The sequence below is a fragment of the Peribacillus sp. N1 genome, from assembly GCF_054600815.1.
This window is the reverse complement of sequence record NZ_BAAHZO010000154.1, coordinates 1-229: the sequence shown is the minus strand read 5'-3', so window position 1 is coordinate 229 and position 229 is coordinate 1. Positions and strand designations below refer to the sequence as shown.

1 pseudogene is annotated in these 229 nt (G+C 44.1%); it reads left to right on the top strand.

The annotated features are described in order from the left end of the window. Nucleotides 1–215: pseudogene (locus ACYP5M_RS26890) on the top strand (GTPase); the annotation flags it as partial. Nucleotides 216–229: the final 14 nt, after the last annotated feature.

Below are 229 nucleotides of genomic sequence, written 5' to 3'. Positions count from 1 at the left end.
CAGGTGAAACGAAGCTGGAAAGAGACCGCCGCCACATTCGTGGGAAAATATATGAAATCAAGCAACAATAAAGTGGAATAGTGAAGCATCGCGAACGCTATCGTGACAGAAGGAAGCGTAATAAGACCTATCAAATAGCCCTTGTGGGATACACGAATGAAGGTAAATCAAAACTGTTCAACCTTTTGACGGAGGCGGAAGCTTACGAACAGAACCACTGATACGCTAA